At 38.7% G+C, this 17,870-nt stretch carries 13 protein-coding genes; 2 read left to right on the top strand and 11 right to left on the bottom strand.

Features of this window, described 5'->3' with window-relative positions; translation table 11 throughout:
• Positions 1 to 688: 688 nt before the first annotated feature.
• The 10 genes from PGC35_RS13555 to hutU (PGC35_RS13510) all read right to left on the bottom strand — a co-directional run bounded on the left by PGC35_RS13555 (position 689) and on the right by hutU (PGC35_RS13510) (position 12,679).
• The gene (locus PGC35_RS13555; RefSeq protein WP_375219534.1) at positions 689 to 1,861 is read right to left on the bottom strand and encodes a hypothetical protein; all 1,173 of its coding nucleotides are present in this window, start codon (positions 1,859 to 1,861) and stop codon (positions 689 to 691) included.
• Between the two features lie 72 nt (positions 1,862 to 1,933).
• On the bottom strand, positions 1,934 to 3,121 hold the full coding sequence (locus PGC35_RS13550; protein ID WP_375219533.1) for an amidohydrolase: 1,188 nt from the start codon (positions 3,119 to 3,121) through the stop codon (positions 1,934 to 1,936).
• 36 nt (positions 3,122 to 3,157) lie between these two features.
• Positions 3,158 to 4,672, bottom strand: a complete 1,515-nt coding sequence (gene hutH, locus PGC35_RS13545) for a histidine ammonia-lyase (RefSeq protein WP_375219532.1) — start codon at positions 4,670 to 4,672, stop codon at positions 3,158 to 3,160.
• Between the two features lie 39 nt (positions 4,673 to 4,711).
• Positions 4,712 to 5,872: a M20/M25/M40 family metallo-hydrolase gene (locus PGC35_RS13540; protein WP_375219531.1), complete on the bottom strand. Its 1,161-nt coding sequence runs from the start codon at positions 5,870 to 5,872 to the stop codon at positions 4,712 to 4,714.
• A 17-nt stretch (positions 5,873 to 5,889) separates the two neighbouring features.
• Entirely contained in the window at positions 5,890 to 7,131 is a 1,242-nt protein-coding gene (hutI, locus tag PGC35_RS13535; RefSeq protein ID WP_375219530.1) for an imidazolonepropionase, read from the bottom strand.
• A 60-nt stretch (positions 7,132 to 7,191) separates the two neighbouring features.
• Positions 7,192 to 8,541 carry a YjiH family protein gene (locus PGC35_RS13530; RefSeq protein ID WP_375219529.1) on the bottom strand — a complete coding sequence of 450 codons (1,350 nt, stop codon included), beginning with the start codon at positions 8,539 to 8,541 and terminating at the stop codon, positions 7,192 to 7,194.
• A gap of 40 nt (positions 8,542 to 8,581) precedes the next feature.
• The gene (locus PGC35_RS13525; protein WP_053588687.1) at positions 8,582 to 9,304 is read right to left on the bottom strand and encodes an amino acid ABC transporter ATP-binding protein; all 723 of its coding nucleotides are present in this window, start codon (positions 9,302 to 9,304) and stop codon (positions 8,582 to 8,584) included.
• Positions 9,301 to 9,957: an amino acid ABC transporter permease gene (locus PGC35_RS13520; RefSeq protein ID WP_375219528.1), complete on the bottom strand. Its 657-nt coding sequence runs from the start codon at positions 9,955 to 9,957 to the stop codon at positions 9,301 to 9,303. The genes PGC35_RS13525 and PGC35_RS13520 overlap by 4 nt, the downstream gene beginning before the upstream one ends.
• Before the next feature lie 71 nt (positions 9,958 to 10,028).
• Complete coding sequence (locus tag PGC35_RS13515) at positions 10,029 to 10,853, bottom strand: basic amino acid ABC transporter substrate-binding protein (RefSeq protein ID WP_056831451.1); 825 nt, start codon at positions 10,851 to 10,853, stop codon at positions 10,029 to 10,031.
• A 107-nt stretch (positions 10,854 to 10,960) separates the two neighbouring features.
• Positions 10,961 to 12,679 carry a urocanate hydratase gene (gene hutU, locus PGC35_RS13510; RefSeq protein ID WP_375219527.1) on the bottom strand — a complete coding sequence of 573 codons (1,719 nt, stop codon included), beginning with the start codon at positions 12,677 to 12,679 and terminating at the stop codon, positions 10,961 to 10,963.
• 356 nt (positions 12,680 to 13,035) lie between these two features.
• On the opposite strand from hutU (PGC35_RS13510), the gene PGC35_RS13505 reads away from it, so the two are divergent.
• On the top strand, positions 13,036 to 14,745 hold the full coding sequence (locus PGC35_RS13505) for a sigma-54 interaction domain-containing protein (RefSeq protein WP_375219526.1): 1,710 nt from the start codon (positions 13,036 to 13,038) through the stop codon (positions 14,743 to 14,745).
• Positions 14,746 to 14,852: 107 nt separating this feature from the next.
• On the opposite strand, the gene hutU (PGC35_RS13500) is transcribed toward PGC35_RS13505, so the two are convergent.
• On the bottom strand, positions 14,853 to 16,577 hold the full coding sequence (gene hutU, locus PGC35_RS13500) for a urocanate hydratase (protein ID WP_375219525.1): 1,725 nt from the start codon (positions 16,575 to 16,577) through the stop codon (positions 14,853 to 14,855).
• Positions 16,578 to 16,964: 387 nt separating this feature from the next.
• On the opposite strand from hutU (PGC35_RS13500), the gene PGC35_RS13495 reads away from it, so the two are divergent.
• On the top strand, positions 16,965 to 17,477 hold the full coding sequence (locus PGC35_RS13495) for a GNAT family N-acetyltransferase (RefSeq protein WP_375219524.1): 513 nt from the start codon (positions 16,965 to 16,967) through the stop codon (positions 17,475 to 17,477).
• Positions 17,478 to 17,870 lie beyond the last annotated feature (393 nt).

Here is a 17,870-nt window from a genome sequence, read left to right as displayed (position 1 = left end):
ATTTGAATAGACGCGCCTATAGCCTTCCTTCCTCTCCTACGCTGAGGGCACTAAAAAGTCCATAGAAATCGACTTTACTAAATAATTTCGTCCGATAAATAAGAAAAGCGTTGAAACGGCTCCCTTTCCGTGGGCGTTGCCTTAGCCTCCTAGGCCAACACGATGTTGGTCATGCAATCGTTGCCGCAAAAGTTCTTTTGCGACGAGCTTTGCGCAGGAGCAGGATGCGGCGAACTTAGATTGCCTTCCCCTCAACTGCGGAATCTTCGGCTAACGCTATTCCCGCAGGAGTGTCGCCTTTTTCAACGATTTTCTATAAATACTAATTGAAAAAATGTAAGTGATAATAACTTGATCTATTAATGAATGATAGTTTTCTTATTGAAAAGCGGATAATAGTTGATGGAGTGGAAGGCGGCGACTCCAGCCGGAATAGCAAATGTTTTCTGCACCGAAAGCGAAGCGTCAGGTGCATGAGCTGAAGACCCTGGACTGAGCGGAGCGAGGGAAGCGGCTGAAGCCATGCCGGCGGAAAGCGTCCGCCTGGAACGGAATTTAACGGGACCCAGACAAAAAGCGAGTATGTGAACGAAATGTCGTTCACATACTCGCTAAGAGATACCTTACTGCCGTTTGTCTTAAATCTGAGAGATTATGAATGTTACATAATCTTTTTTTCTATTTCCCTTTATAGTGTTTTTATTAATATACTTGCAATAATAACCGACCCTACAGTTACAGTTGTAAAACCACCTACGAGCATGGGGGTTAATATCTCATTAAAAATCTTTTCTTCTTCTTCTTTATCTCTTCCTACACTTCTGCTAACTTCTTCACACACAATATAATCTCCAGGGAAGCCAAACGTAGCAGTTAGGGCCACTGGAATCCCTTTAAGTGGGTCCCACTTAAATATTTTTGATCCGATGTACGCACCGACAATAATTCCTATAATCCCAACAACCATAATGTATAGTACTTCTGGGAGGTAGCCAATAAATTGGCCAAATGTAATATCATTCATCATGATAATAATTAAGAATATAATTCCTGCCATACCGACAGTAAATGCATTCGCACGCTCCATTACTCTCTCTGGATAGAATCCAATTAACCTACCTAAGACACCGATAACTAGAGCCCATAAACTATATGGAATAGGTGTGTATTTCCCTAGAACAACTGCAAGAGCTCCACCGACAAATAATAAGAAGAGTAAAATTAAATTACTTCTAAATTTATCCGGAAGAAAAAACTTGTCATTTTCCTTTTCATTATTATTGCTTGCCTTGTATTCTGAGACGTAGGTTCCATTGTCCATTTCAGTACGAATTTTCAGTGCATATTTACGGAGAATATTTGTCGCGATAGGTATTCCAAATAAGGATTGTATCGCCATAATTAATACAGGAATTGTCACCAGTGAAACTAAGCCTAACTCCGCTAGTCCTTCTGACGTAACAAGAAGGGCGATAATACCTCCAGTTAGAGGACCAACACCAGCAACTGCTACAGAATAATCAAAAATGAAAGTAACAATCGTTAAGATTAGCACAGAAGCAAAGATTATACCTAACACTGCTATTGCAACCGCTCTCCATTGGGACTTAATGCTTTTTAATGGAATTAATGTCCCCATATGAACAATAATCGGAGCAGTACCTAAAACAGTACCTACAGTTACGAAACCAGAATCAACAATCATACTCTTTGGTAATATTCCTGTCCAAATTAGTACAAGATAACCCATCAACGCTATGAACAGCATTGGAATTCTTGCTTTTGTTAAAATAGATATTACCTCTCCAACAGCGATTAATCCTAAAATCACCATTGCTGCTACAACAGGTTCTTGAAACATACATCTTTTCCTCTTCTCTATCATTATTTTATGGGAAATTATTTATAGAGTTTTTCTAAGATGATGTACTTGTTAATTCAATAATTTAAACGGTGCCTTAATCAATAGCTTAAGGCCCATCTCCAATGATTTTTCATCAATATCGAATCGAGGATGATGATGGGGAAAATTACGCCCATCATCAGCAAATGCTGCTCCAACACCAATAAAACAGCCAGCAACTTTGTCTGAAAAAGCTGAGAAGTCTTCCCCACCCATCATCGGTGGAACAATCATAATTGTTTCATCACTAAATTCTTCTTTAATAAGTTCTTCCATTTCCTCCGTTAATTTGTGATTGTTCATTACAGAACCATAACCATATATATAATCAAACTCGTAGGATGCTTTGTGAGCCTCTGTAACTCCTTTCACTATTTCTTCCATACGATGTACAATTTTTTCTCGAACTCCTTGATCAAAACTTCTTACTCCACCACCGATTTTAATGGAATCAGGTATGATATTTTTTGCGGTTCCACCATTAAACTCCGTAACGGAAACTACCGCTTGCTCTAATGGCGCTACATTGCGTGCAATTATATGCTGCATGTTATTTACTACTTGCGCTCCTATTGATATGGGATCAATTGTTTCTTCAGGCTGAGAGGAATGTCCCCCCTTACCAATAATTTTAATGTCAAACACATCTGAATTTGCTGAGAAAGTTCCATAAGGCATAATAACTTTTCCAGTTGGGATATTGGAAAAAACATGTAATCCAATTATTTTGTCGACACCATCCAGCACTCCAGCTTTCACCATTTCTTGCGCACCACCAGGAAAGAGTTCTTCAGCATGTTGGAAAATAAATCTTATCTCACCTTTTATTTCATCCTTTAGTTGAACAAGAATTTTAGCAGCACCAAGGAGCATTGCTGTATGTCCGTCATGCCCACAAGCGTGCATGACACCTGAATTACTTGAAGCAAATGGCAACCCAGTTTCTTCCGTTATGGGCAAAGCATCCATGTCAGCTCGCATCGCTAGAACTTCACCGGGCTGGCTGCCTTTCAGGCGTCCCACTACACTTGTTTTAGTAGGACGTGTAACTTCTATATTTCCAAATGATGTGAGTGTTTCAAAAACATATTGAGATGTTTTAATCTCTTCATACGATAATTCAGGGTTTTGATGAAAATATCTTCTCCATTTAATTACGTCCTCAAATACACCTGTAATGAGGCTATCCATGTTACTTTTTAATCGAAATTCCGTCATTTCCTTCCCCCCATTTTAGAAATAGCTTTATTAATATTACTTGCCGAATTTTAATACGTCTTCTCGCAAAATATACTGGGCTAATGCTTCCATTTGGTCAGAGATTGCTCGATCACTATCTAATGGCGGGCATATCGCTCGCACTTTTTCTAAGTAATCCTTTGTCGCTGGTGCAAGTTGGTTTTCCGCTTTCTCTAAGTAAATCGCTTGAGATGCACATATTAACTCAATAGCAATGACTCTCGCGCTGTTATGAACAATTTCACGTGCTTGGCGTGACCCAATAGTCCCCATACTCACATGATCTTCCTGGTTTGCTGACGTCGGAATGGAATCAACACTTGCTGGATGAGCAAGGACTTTGTTTTCCGAAACTAGAGCAGCCGCAGCATATTGCGGAACCATTAATCCACATTCTAAACCTGGATCCATAGCTAAAAATGGAGATAACCCACTTAATTGGGGATTAACTAGACGTTCCGTTCTTCTTTCTGAAATATTCGCCCACTCTGCAGCCCCAACTTTCAAAAAATCCATTGCCAATGCAATTGGTTGACCATGAAAATGTCCACCAGAAATTATTTCACCATTTTCTAATATAATAGGGTTATCCGTTGCAGAATTAATTTCAATTTTCAGTCTTTCTTCCACATAATTAAATGCTTGCCAGGATGCACCATGAACTTGAGGAATGCATCGAATGGAGTATGCATCTTGCATTCTTATTTCCCCTTGATGCGTAATTCGTTTACTTCCTTCCAACCAATTTCTCATTCGAGAAGCGACGAATTCCAATTCCGGATGTGGGCGCACAGCTAATAATTCACTATCAAAAGCAGAAATAATTCCTTGTAGTGCTTCCATTGTTAAGCATGCAGCCATATCCGCGGCTAAGCCTACACGTTCTGCTTCATTAAGTGTAACAACTCCAACTCCAGTCATCGCCTGTGTCCCATTGATTAATGCAAGTCCTTCTTTTGCTTCTAAGGAAACAGGTGTTAAACCAGCTCGCTTGAGAGCTTCAGCACCCGAAAGAATCTCACCTTCATATTCGGCTTTCCCCTCACCTATTAACACTATTGCTACATGAGCTAACGGTGCCAAATCGCCACTTGCTCCAACTGACCCTTTACTAGGGACAATAGGATGAATACCTTTATTAATCATATTTACTAATAATAGAAGTGTGTCTTCTTTAATCCCTGAAAAACCTTTTGCTAGTGCATTTGCACGAAGAACCATCATCGCCCGTACAACGGGTGTTGGTAGTGGGTCTCCTACCCCAACTGCGTCTGCACGTAGTAAATTTAATTGTAATTTCGCGATATCTTCTTTTTCTATTTCGATATCACTTAATTTACCAAATCCAGTATTGACTCCATAGATCACTTTTCCATCTCTAAGCTGTTTTTCGATTCTTTCCCGACTAGCACGTACCCTTATTAAATCAGCCTCTGGTACAATCGCCTTTACATCCCCATAAACCACACGCTCAATTTTATGTCTATCTAACGTACGTCCATCTAATTCAACTACTTCTTCATTTCTCATTGTCCGTTCACTCCCTATGTCTACTACTAAATAGAATAATTATTTATGATTCTCATACCATTGTTCTATTAAATCAGCTGTTAGTCTACCTGTATTTATTAAGTTTTCAATACTAATACATTCTCTAAAGGAGTGGATGTTTTGAAACCCATTACCTAAAGTAATACAAGTCAAACCATTCTCGTTAAGTACATTAGTATCTGCACCTCCTAATGTTTCGGTTAAATATGGTTTTACATGTATGTTTCTCGCTGATTTTTCAACCGTGGAGGTTAGAATATGATCCTTAGGAATATCAAATCCGCTATATTTCTTTTCAATACGCACATTTACTTTACCATCACTTTTTCTAGCTGCCTCTTGCATCGCATCCTCCATATGCTTTAACTGGCGTTCTAATTTATCTTTAGAAAAGCTTCGTACTTCTCCTGCCACCTTCACAGAACCAGGAATAATGGACGTTAATTCTCCTCCATTTATAATACCTATATTAGCTAGTGTCTCTTCATCAATGGTGCCTAACTTCATATTCAATAGACCATTTGCAGCTATTAGAAATGCACTATTTCCTTCCTCAGCGTTTAGTGCAATATGTGCCGCACTACCTTCCACTTCCATCCAGATGCGACTACTGTATGGTCCTTTTAAAATTATTTGACCGACATCGCCACTACTATCAAAAATGTAACCTGCTTTACTCTTAATCTTTGAATAGTCCATATATTTTGCTCCCACAAGTCCTGGTTGCTCATTAACAGTTAAAACAAATTCAATTGGTCCATGTTGTATCCCGCTTTCAACAACTGCTCGAATTCCTTCTAAATATGCAGCTAATGCAGCTCGATCATCTGCACCCAATATAGTTGTGCCATCAGAATAGATAATTCCATCTTTTATAACTGGTTTAAGTCCATCAGTCGGAAGCACTGTATCCATATGTGTAGAGAAAAATAGTGGAGGAATAGTTGCATCAGTTCCCTCATGCCAAGCAATTAAATTACCAACTTCACCATTAAAATTTTTATGAGCTTCATCAAATTCAATTGTAAATCCAAGCTCCGGTAATGCTTTCATTAAATATTCCGCTACAAGTTGTTCTTTTGTACTTGGACCATTAATTTTTGCAAGTTCCAAAAACAACTGGAGCAAGCGCTCTTCTTTTACTTCTTCTGCAGCAGAAGTGAATTGTTTTTTTGTCATCCATAACTCCTCCTATTTTATCGATTGACTACTACTTTGCCGTCTTTAATAACTGTTTCAACTATGTTCGTTCCAAGCTCGTAAGCTATATGTTTATACGTAGGAATATCCCAAATCTGCAAGTCTGCTAGTTTACCTACTTCAATAACACCACGATCATACAAATTTAGTGCTCGTGCACCTCCATATGTAGCCGCTTTTATTGCTTCTTCAACTGTGAATTTATACAGTCTACATGCAAGGTTAATAACAAATTGCATGGACTCTGTATAACATGCAGGGCATAAATCAGTTGCAAGAGCTATTTCCATCCCTAAGTCGAGCATTTTTCTCGCATCAAATGGTTGCTTGTGTCCAACAGCAAAATCCAATGCCGGCATTAATACTCCAGTGACTTTGGATTGTGCTAGCCTTTCCATTACTTCAACAGGTGTATAATTAAGATGATCTACGGAAACCATGTTCATCTCCACCGCTAAATCTGATCCTCCAATATAGGAATATGCATCTGCGTGTAACTTCGGTTTCATTCCATATTGCAAAGCAGCTTCCAATATTAGCTTTGATTCCTCCGCCGTATAGTAACCTTCATCACACCAAGCATCACAGAATTCTGCAAGATTGCGCTTACCTACTTCTGGAATCATTTCATTTATAATAATGGAGAGATAATCACTCTTTTCCATACCTTTCGGAAAACCATGTGCTCCCAGAAAAGTATTTAATACATCGACAGGAGTTTCCCTATCAAGCCTTCTTCCCACCTCAAGTATTTTAATTTCACTTTCGGTAGTCAAACCATATCCACTTTTACTCTCTATTGTTGTAATTCCGTAATTTAACATGCTTAGCATTCTTTTCTTGGACTGTTCAAATAAATCTTCTATGGAAGCATCCCGCGTCAATTCTATTGTCCGATTAGGGCCTGTAGTAATGCCAAGTTCTTTTAATTTTTCAGGATTGTTGCCAGTCAGTTTTGCTGCATATTCCTCTACGCGAGTACCGTTAAATACTAAATGTGTATGACAATCTACAAATCCAGGTGCAACTACTTTTCTAGTCGCATCGATTATTTGTGTATTTTCAATATCAAACTTCTTACATAGTTCATCTTTTAACCCGACTCCAATAATTCTTCCATCATTAATTACAATCGAAGTATTCTTTAGAACTCCAATGTCAGACATACCTTCGCCAGAACAAGTTACGATTTCCGCTGCATTACTAATTAAAAGATCAACTTCTATCTTTTCACTCATTGTTTTCATACCTCCATTATAAGTAGTAAGAGACGCATTTCAGCTACACACCTCCCTATTTTAGAGGAATAAAAATGCAAGTGGTGTAACAATAATTAGCGTTAAAATTGTTCTCCAAAACCAAATTGCTAATATATGAGTCATCTTAATTGGTATTTCCGTTGATAGAATACAAGGTATCAAAGCAGAGAAGAAAAGAATCGTTGAGATGGAAAGAGATCCAATGATAAATCGAGTTTCTAAACTTGCCTCCAATACAACCAATGACGGTAAAAACATATCGATCAGGTTAATGGCTGCAGCCTTTGCAGCTAGAAGTGGTTCTGGAATTTGAAGAATCCAAGTTAATGGATAAAAAATATAACCAAGAAAGTCGAACACCGGTGTATAATTGGCCAATATTAGCCCAAATAATCCAATGGACATAATAGATGGTAATATACCCATTGCCATTACTAATCCATCTTTGACATTCTCATAAATATTTGTCTTTAATTTAGGAGCGTTATGAGCTGTAAGCATTGCTTGTTCCCATGCATACTTTACTCGATTCTCTTTTATAATTTCTTCTGGATAACCTTCTTCTGTGTAATACTCATCGCTCATTTTATTTATTGGCCAAATTCTTACCGTAATTGCTGTTACCACAAAAGTAACTAAAAATGTGAGCCAAAAATATAAATTCCAAATATGCATTAAGTCTAAAGTGTTTGCCACAACAATCATAAATGTAGCGGACACAGTTGAAAAACCAGTTGCAATAATAACTGCTTCTTTTTTTGTATATTTACCTTCCTTGTAAATTCTGTTCGTTATTAACAAACCAATTGAGTAACTACCAACAAACGAGGCAACTGCATCAATAGCAGATCTACCAGGAGTTCTCCATATTGGACGTATAATCGGCTGCATGAAAATACCAATAAACTCAAGTAATCCATATCCGACTAACATTGCTAAAAAGATGGCACCAATTGGTACAAGAACTCCAATAGGAATGAGCAAACTATAGTACCAGTAAGGGCCCATATCTTCTGCCATAAGCCAGGCTGGACCAATTTCAAACAATACAAGAAAAGCAGCAATAGCTCCTAATACTTTAAAACCAGATAACACCATTTCCACTTTACTTTTGCGCCATGTCTTTTTGTAAAATGGGTAAGCTGCACCCAAAACTACTAATATCATGGCATAATAGGCATTTGCCGTATTAGAAAATGACCGAATCCATGTAACCAAATGATCTAAAGGAATGGAATTTTTATCATTTATATTGATAGGTATAAAAAACATAAAGATTCCTATCGTACTAAAAAAGAAGAACTTTATGAAATTCCGAAACGAATATATTTTTTGTTGCTCATTAAACGAAACTTGATGATTTTCTAATGATTCTGGAAGGCTATTCATTTTTTCACCCCATTTTTGATTTCTTAAATCTCGGAAACTATTAGAGAACCTTGCTCAAGAAGGATTTTGTACGATCGTGTTGTGGATTTTCAAAAATTTCTTTTGGAATATTTTCTTCCACTATGAAACCACCATCCATAAATATAACGCGGTCACCTACTTCTCGAGCAAATCCCATTTCATGAGTTACTACTACCATCGTCATCCCCTCTTTTGCTAATTGCTTCATTACTTCCAGAACTTCCCCAACCATTTCAGGATCTAATGCAGATGTCGGTTCATCAAAAAGCATAATTTTCGGCTCCATCGCAAGTGCCCTTGCAATAGCTACTCGTTGTTTTTGACCGCCTGATAGGGAATCGGGATAAGCATTTGCCTTCTCTTCAAGTCCCACTTTGCGAAGTAAATCTAAGCCTTTTTTCTTTGCTTGTTCTTCCGAAAGTTTTCTCACCCTCATAGGGGCAAGTATTATATTTTCCATTACCGTTTTATGGGGGAATAAATTAAATTGTTGAAACACCATACCTACATCAGTTCTAACTTTATTAATATCTGTCTTCTTATCCGTTATATCAACACCTTCTATCGCAACACGACCATCCGTGATGGATTCCAGTAAATTCAAGCATCGTAAAAAGGTAGATTTTCCGGACCCTGATGGACCAATAACTACCACAACTTCTTTTGGCTTTATGACAACATTAATATCTTTTAATACTTCGTTACTACCAAATGATTTTTTTAAGTTCTTCACTTGTATCATTCTGTTGCCAACCTTCTTTCAAGATGATTTAACAAGAAGCTTAAAGTAGTTGTTAGTATGAGATAAATAAGGGCAGCGGTCAGATAAGGCTCCCATACTCTGTAATATTGACTTGCTAATGCACGCCCATAATACATCAGCTCTGGAGTTGCAACAATCGCTGCAAGTGAAGATTCCTTAATTAGGACGATAAACTCATTACCCAGTGGTGGAATCATTCGTTTGAATGCTTGTGGCAAAATTACATCTTTCATTGATTGCACATGATTCATACCTAGTGAACGTGATGCTTCCATTTGGCCTTTATCAATCGATTGAATCCCAGCTCTGAATATTTCTGATATATAAGCACCCGCTATTAATGAAAGTGCGATAATACTAGCTATTATTCCATTTGTATGACCAATAATCATAGGAACTACCCCAAAGTGGATCAATAAGATTTGGACAAATAAAGGTGTTCCTCGGAAAAATACTATATAGCAACTACATATAAAAGAAATAACTTTATTTCGCATCATTTTTCCTAAACCTATTAGTAATCCTAATATTGTTCCTAGTAGTATTCCAATAAGTGATAATCCTATTGTTAATAACGTTCCCTTTAAAAAGAAAGGGATATATTCCACTAAAATGTCTAGTCTAAAATCCAATAGGTTCCCCCCCTAGTAAAAACTAAATAGCGTAACTAATAAATTCAAAGTTACGCTATTTCATTTTCATATCATTCCTGTTGAGCAAGTATTGTATCTACATCCGGTTCTGTTCCAAACCATTCTTTATAGATTTTTGTATAGGTTCCATTTTCAAGAATTGTAGTCACCGCTTTATCAAAATCTCCTGTCAGTTCACTTCCCTTAGGAAACATAATTCCATAAAACTCACTCTCAAATCCTTGTTCATCTGTAATTACTACAAGCTTTTGGTCGGGATTATTTTTTGCATATTCTTCCACTACTGCATTATCTGCAACAACAGCATCAGCCCCACCGCTAATCATTTCCATGATAGCTAAGTTATTATTATCGAATTTTTTTATATTACTATTATTTTTACCAAGAATACCTTCCACTGCTTCCTGACCAGTCGTTCCACCTAATACCGCTACTACCTTATCATTCTTTAAGTCCGCAGCAGTTTTAATATCACTACCTTCTGGAACTAGAATTTTATTAGTTGATAGATAATATGGAACTGAGAAATCGTACGTTTGCTTTCTTTCATCATTGATTGTAATTGCACATATCCCTAAATCAGAAAGCTTACTTTTTACTTCAACAAACAGTGGATCCCATCCAACATTAACTAGCTCAATCTCATAACCAGCTTCTGCTGCAACAGCATTCATAAAGTCTACATCGAAACCAGTCATATCTCCTTTATCCAAATAAACAAAAGGCGCATAATTAGCCTCTGTTGCAACTTTAAGTGTTTTCTTATCTCCACCGCTACCATTCTTATCTGCATCTGCATCAGCCTCTCCTGACCCACATGCCGCTAAGATTAAAGAGAAAATCATGACTATCGTAAGAAATAAATTCTTTTTCATTCCATTGCCCCCTATTTATGTTTTTTTAGAGCCATTTATCCATGAAACTAAAAGAAAAGAAGGGTAGATATCCTATGTCTAGATATCTACTACCTTTTTTCATTTCCTTATGCCTTAACTTCCTTTTTCACATCTTTAGGTCCAAATGTCGCTTCACGCTTCCACCATAATGGGATCTTGATACTCTCCTCTGTTAATTTTCCTTTTCCGTTCGCTACGTCCTGTGCAATTTCATAGCCCGCCTGTGCGTGACGAACAACCCCTATGCCTGAGTCTACCGTCATCGCCACCTCGAGTCTCATATCCGATTCTGCTGTTCCGTCCGCAACCATCGTCACGCCTGTATGAACTGCCTCCCCCATTGAATAGTTCGCTTGGATCGCGATGAGGTCACACATGCCTACTGCGTTTAAAAGTCCGTTCAACATCGGCCAGTCAGAGATCAGGTCACTGCCGTCTTTCATGTTTTCTGATTCGAATGTCGGGTTCACGATCGAACCAGAATCCAGGTTGTCACGGGAGAATGCCACAGGTCCTGCAAGTTCTCCGCGACGGATCATGTCGTTCACTTCTAATGCGAAGGCCTTGCGTTGACCGAAGCCCATGTAACAAATACGCGCAGGTAGCGCTTCGATCGGGATATGTTTCTTCGCAAGCTTGATCCAACGTGTCACCAGGTGGTCGTCACTGAATTTCTCGAGGATCATGTCGTCAATCTTGCGTAAGTCCTCTGCCTCACCCGATAGGCAAACCCATCGGAATGGTCCTCGTCCCTCACAGAACAGCGGGCGGATATATTCTGCCACGAAGCCCGGTAGTCGCTTCGCCTCTTTTTCGTCCATTCCAGCATCGATGCATTCTTTGCGGTGGCTTGTTCCGTATTCGAATGAATGGACACCCAAATCCATGAATTTGATAAGCGCCTTCAATTCACGGACCATTGTCTCACGTGCTTTTTCCAGGTAAAGTTCACGGTTGGAATCACGTAACTCTTCCGCTTGTTCCACGGTATAACCAGCTGGCAAGTAAGAGATTGGGTCATGCCCTGGGGTCATGGAAGTAGATATGTCTGGTAGCCATCCTTTTTCAAGCACTTCCTCAAAAATATCAGCCGCATTTCCTACGACTGCGATGCCAAGCGGTTTCCCAGCAGCCGCATATTCCTTCGCCTTCGCAATCGCCTCGTCCAGCGATCCCGCAACCTCATCGATGAAGCCTTTGTCGATACGACGTTGAATGATTTCGATGTTCGAGTCACAAAGGATGGCAACACCCCCGTGCATCGTCATTGCACGAGTTTGGTTTCCACCCATACCTCCAGCTCCTGCAGTAAGCAGAATTTTTCCAACGAGTGAATCATTGTAATGCAGGCGTGCAATCGCCGAAAGTGTTTCAAATGTTCCTTGGATAACCCCTTGGGTACCGATATACTCCCAAGGCGCCGCTGTATAGTTCGCATAGATCGTCAGGTTTTTATCTTGTAGATCGTAGAATGTCGGCCAATCTGCTTTCATGATGTTCGTCGTTGCCATCACCACGGTCGGGGCATACTTATGTGTCTTGAAGATCGCCACCGGCATCCCAGATTGCACGACCAATGTCTCATCATCCTCTAGCTCTTTTAAGGAGTTCACGATGGCATGATAGGATTCCCAGTTGCGTGCAGCTTTCCCGATTCCCCCATAGATGACAAGCTCTTCTGGTTTTTCTGCGTTTTCCATGTTATTTTCAAGCATGCGTAGGATGGATTCCTGTCTCCATCCTTTACAACGTAACTCAGGTCCTCTTTGTGCTTTCACGGAATATAAGATTTCAGGTGTTGTCATTACTATTTCCTCCTAAATTATAAAATTGTTTTCTACACATTTTTATAATGCAAGAGCCGTGCCAATTTTCTAAATCATTTTGAAACTATTTTAAAATTCCGTAAATTCATTTGATTTTATAAGTCTATTTTTGTTATCACCGAAATTTTGATAGATAGAGAGATGCCAAAATCATTCAAAACACTGCAGATATTTTTTTACTTACAATTAAATAATTTTATTTATTTATCAAAACATATAGAGACAGTTGTGTTTTATTAGGTGCAGATAAATTTTACATGCAGACTCTTCTAAATAGTCAGAAGAATTATGTTATACTATTGATAATTTTATTTATGGAAGGGAGTAAAACTACCATGACTGTAGCATTTATCGGATCAATTATTCGAAGTTTTGTAGATGGAGTGATTGCACTAAACGAGAATCATGATATTCTTTGGTATGACTTAGATATGGACTTTCCTATTAAGATCTCAAATGGAATGGCTATTAGTAGTTTTATTGACTGTGATCACAACCAGTTTAACAACAATGAATCATTTACTCTTCAATTAGATGGAAGAAAGTTATCAGTAGATGTGAAAGTTTTTTCTTCCGATTGTTCTATTATTTTTTTATGCCTAAAATATTCGGAAAGCGATATAACTTATATAGAGGAAAGATTGTTTTGCTTAGAAAAAATTATTGAAGCTCTTGATGAAGGAGTTATGATGAGTAATTCAGAAGGAGAAATTACTTTGTATAATGATGCTCAAGAGAAAATGGAAGGTTTATCTAGCAAGGATATAATAGGTAAACATTTATGGTCTGTCTATAATTACAATCCGCAATACTCGGAACATCGACATACATTTAAAACAGGAAAACCTATCTATTCTAGATATCGGGCACATTCAAAAATTAATGGTATACCTAAATACGTTAACTATAGTACATTTCCTATCCAAAAAGACGGGAAAACCATTTCAGTATTTTCTATCAGCACGAATGAATCAAAATTGAAAGACCGACTGCACGAAACAATTGAACTAAAAAGACAAGCAAATGTTTCAAGCGAAGATAAAGTCCATTCTAAGAATGGCACTATTTTTACGTTTAATGATATTAAGGGAAAAAGCCTCGCTCTATTAGAACTTATAAAAGAAGCTCAAAATGTTTCTATACATAATGCAGATACATTAATTGTAGGCGAGACAGGTACTGGAAAAGAGTTATTTGCACAAAGTATGCATAACCATAGTCCGCGGGCAAATAAACCATTCGTTGCAATAAATTGTGCTGCAATCCCAGAAAATTTACTCGAAAGTACGTTATTTGGAACAGTAAAAGGTGCATTTACAGGTGCTACAGACCAAATGGGATTATTTGAATATGCACAAGATGGCACCTTATTTTTAGATGAAATTAACTCGATGCCCATTACTTTGCAAACAAAATTAATGCGTGTCCTACAAGAAAGGCTAGTTCGTAAAGTAGGCTCTAACGAAGTTGCACCTGTAAAATGTACTATTATAAGTGCGTGTAACGAAGATCCCGAGAAACTTATTGCAGAAAATAGGATGCGACTAGATTTATTTTATCGAATTGCACATACAAGTTTATACATTCCACCACTTAGAGATCGAATTGAAGATGTACATTTTTTTATAAATTATTTTTTAGATACTTATCAAGCAAAATTATCAAAAACAGTTCCACCACTTTCAGATTGGTTACGAAAAAGTCTTCTTCATTATACTTGGCCAGGAAATATTAGAGAATTAGAACATTTGATTGAAAACATCATTATTCGAGTTCCAGAAAACGGTGAAACTATTGATATTGAGCACCTTCCATCTTATATGCGTGGAAAAATAATGATGTATTCCAATACTTCCTATAATCAGCGAGAGGATACTCAAAGACCTCTTAAAAAAATCTTTAATAGTACGGAAAGACAATTAATCGAAACAACATTAGTACAATCAAATTGGAATGTATCTAGAGCTGCAAAAAAACTTGGCATTACACGCCAAAGTCTACAGTATCATATTAAAAAGCATGACCTTGAAAAACCTACTATTTAAATGAAGGGATAAATATCATACAGGATTTTACGTATCTATTTGCCATTGCAATGGTAACAAATGCGCATCAAAAAACAGAACGGCTTAATGCCGTTCTGTTTTGTATTTTATTTCACTCTAGCTTCTTCTTTCTTTATATCTTTAGGTCCAAATGTCGCTTCACGCTTCCACCATAATGGGATCTTGATGCTCTCCTCTGTTAATTTTCCTTTTCCGTTCGCTACGTCCTGTGCAATCTCATAGCCCGCCTGTGCGTGACGAACTACCCCTATGCCTGAGTCTACGGTCATCGCCACCTCGAGTCTCATATCCGATTCTGCTGTTCCGTCCGCAACCATCGTCACGCCTGTATGAACTGCCTCCCCCATTGAATAGTTCGCTTGGATCGCGATGAGGTCACACATGCCTACTGCGTTTAAAAGTCCGTTCAACATCGGCCAGTCAGAGATCAAGTCACTGCCGTCTTTCATGTTTTCTGATTCGAATGTCGGGTTCACGATCGAACCAGAATCCAGGTTGTCACGGGAGAATGCCACAGGTCCTGCTAGTTCTCCGCGACGGATCATGTCGTTCACTTCTAATGCGAAGGCCTTGCGTTGACCGAAGCCCATATAACAAATACGCGCAGGTAGCGCTTCGATCGGGATATGTTCCTTCGCGAGCTTGATCCAACGTGTCACCAGGTGGTCGTCACTGAATTTCTCGAGGATCATGTCGTCAATCTTGCGTAAGTCCTCTGCCTCACCCGATAGGCAAACCCATCGGAATGGTCCTCGTCCCTCACAGAACAGCGGGCGGATATATTCTGCCACGAAGCCCGGTAGTCGCTTCGCCTCTTTTTCGTCCATTCCAGCATCGATACATTCTTTGCGGTGGCTTGTTCCGTATTCGAATGAATGGACACCCAAATCCATGAATTTGATAAGCGCCTTCAATTCACGGACCATTGTCTCACGTGCTTTTTCCAGATAAAGTTCACGGTTGGAATCACGTAATTCTTCCGCTTCTTCCACGGTATAACCAGCTGGCAAGTAAGAAATTGGGTCATGCCCTGGGGTCATGGAAGTAGATATGTCTGGTAGCCATCCTTTTTCAAGCACTTCCTCAAAAATATCAGCCGCATTTCCTACGACTGCGATGCCAAGCGGTTTCCCAGCAGCCGCATATTCCTTCGCCTTCGCAATCGCCTCGTCCAGCGATCCCGCAACCTCATCGATGAAGCCTTTGTCGATACGACGTTGAATGATTTCGATGCTCGAGTCACAAAGGATGGCAACACCCCCATGCATCGTCATCGCGCGTGTTTGGTTTCCACCCATACCTCCAGCTCCTGCAGTAAGCAGAATTTTTCCAACGAGTGAATCATTGTAATGCAGGCGTGCAATCGCCGAAAGTGTTTCAAATGTCCCTTGGATCACCCCTTGGGTGCCGATATACTCCCAAGGTGCCGCTGTATAGTTCGCATAGATCGTCAGGTTTTTATCTTGTAGATCGTAGAATGTCGGCCAATCTGCTTTCATGATGTTCGTCGTTGCCATCACCACGGTCGGGGCATACTTATGAGTCTTGAAGATCGCCACCGGCATCCCAGATTGCACGACCAATGTCTCATCATCCTCTAACTCTTTTAAGGATTTCACGATGGCATGATAGGATTCCCAGTTGCGTGCAGCTTTCCCGATTCCCCCATAAATGACAAGCTCTTCTGGTTTTTCTGCGTTTTCCATGTTATTTTCAAGCATACGAAGGATGGATTCCTGTCTCCATCCTTTACAACGTAACTCAGGTCCTCTTTGTGCTTTCACAGAATATAAGATTTCAGGTGTTGTCATTACTATATCCTCCTAATGATAAAATTTTGTTGATACACTTTTAATAATGCAAGTGTCGTGCCAACATACGATTTTATTAGAAAAAATTAAGTTTTATATTGCTATTGATTTCAGTGGGAAAAGCGTGTCCATGTGCTGTAGGAGCTAACAAAGAGCATGTTTAATAGAGCCTCAGAATAAGAAACTTGTAATTTAATCAATCTCGTACACTTACACAAATTCCGATTAGTTTATTTTTAGTTAAATGAGATATCAGAATTTCATTTCTTTAAAAAAAGCAGATAATATTTGCGAAGTGAAAAAAAATGCAGATAAAATTTTCTATAAAAGGCAAACAGGACATGATAACATATTTATAGATTGATAACAGTGAAAAGGAGTGGGGATTTGAAGATTGTAATGGAAACTGCTCGATTGTATTTATGCGTATTTGAAGAAGAACATATAGAGTCTGCAAAACATTTTTGGGGCAATCAAGAAGTGATGGCATTATGTGATGGACCTACCCCACATGAACTATTGTCTCAAGTAATCGCAGGTTATCGTAAATGTCATGAAGTCCTCGGGTTATCCGTTTACGCTGTAATAGTAAAAGAGACGAATGAGGTTATTGGTTCAGCAGGGTTTAATATAGCTGGCTCCATGAAAGAAGTTGAATTAATTTATCATTTCATTCAATCATCTTGGGGAAATGGTTTTGCATCTGAAGCTGCTAACGCTTGCTTAGAATTAGCTAAAAGTCACACAAATATTCAAAAGGTTACAGCATCAGCGAGTCCAGAGAATAAAGGTTCACTCAAAATACTAGAAAAGATTGGTTTTACTTATAAAGGTATGAAATGGTTTGATGATACGCAACAAGATGAGCCTTATTATGAATACATTATTGTATCAAACTAGAAAATGGGGCTGTCTTGAAAGTCATAAAAAATGACTTTTAGGGGCAGCCACTTTCTTCGTAGCTTCTAACTAATAAAATGACGATTATTTCCGTTCCAGGGGCACGCTTTTCGTGGGCACTGAAAAAGTCTATAGAATTTGACTTTACTAATAATGTCGTCCGATAAATAAGAAAATCGTCGAAACTGCTCCCTTTCCTCGGGCGTTGCCTTAGCCTCCTAGGCCAACACGATGTTGGTCATGCAATCGTTGCCGCAAAAGTTCTTTTGCGGCGAACTTAGATTGCCTTCCCTCAACTGCAGGGTCTTCGGCTAACGCTATTCCCATAGGAGTGTCACCTTTTTCAACGATTTTCTATAAACACTAATTGAAAAAATTTAAGTGATAAAAACT

The organism is Psychrobacillus sp. PGGUH221 (assembly GCF_042055255.1).
Taxonomy (GTDB): domain Bacteria; phylum Bacillota; class Bacilli; order Bacillales_A; family Planococcaceae; genus Psychrobacillus.
This window is presented reverse-complemented; position numbering and strand designations above follow the sequence as displayed.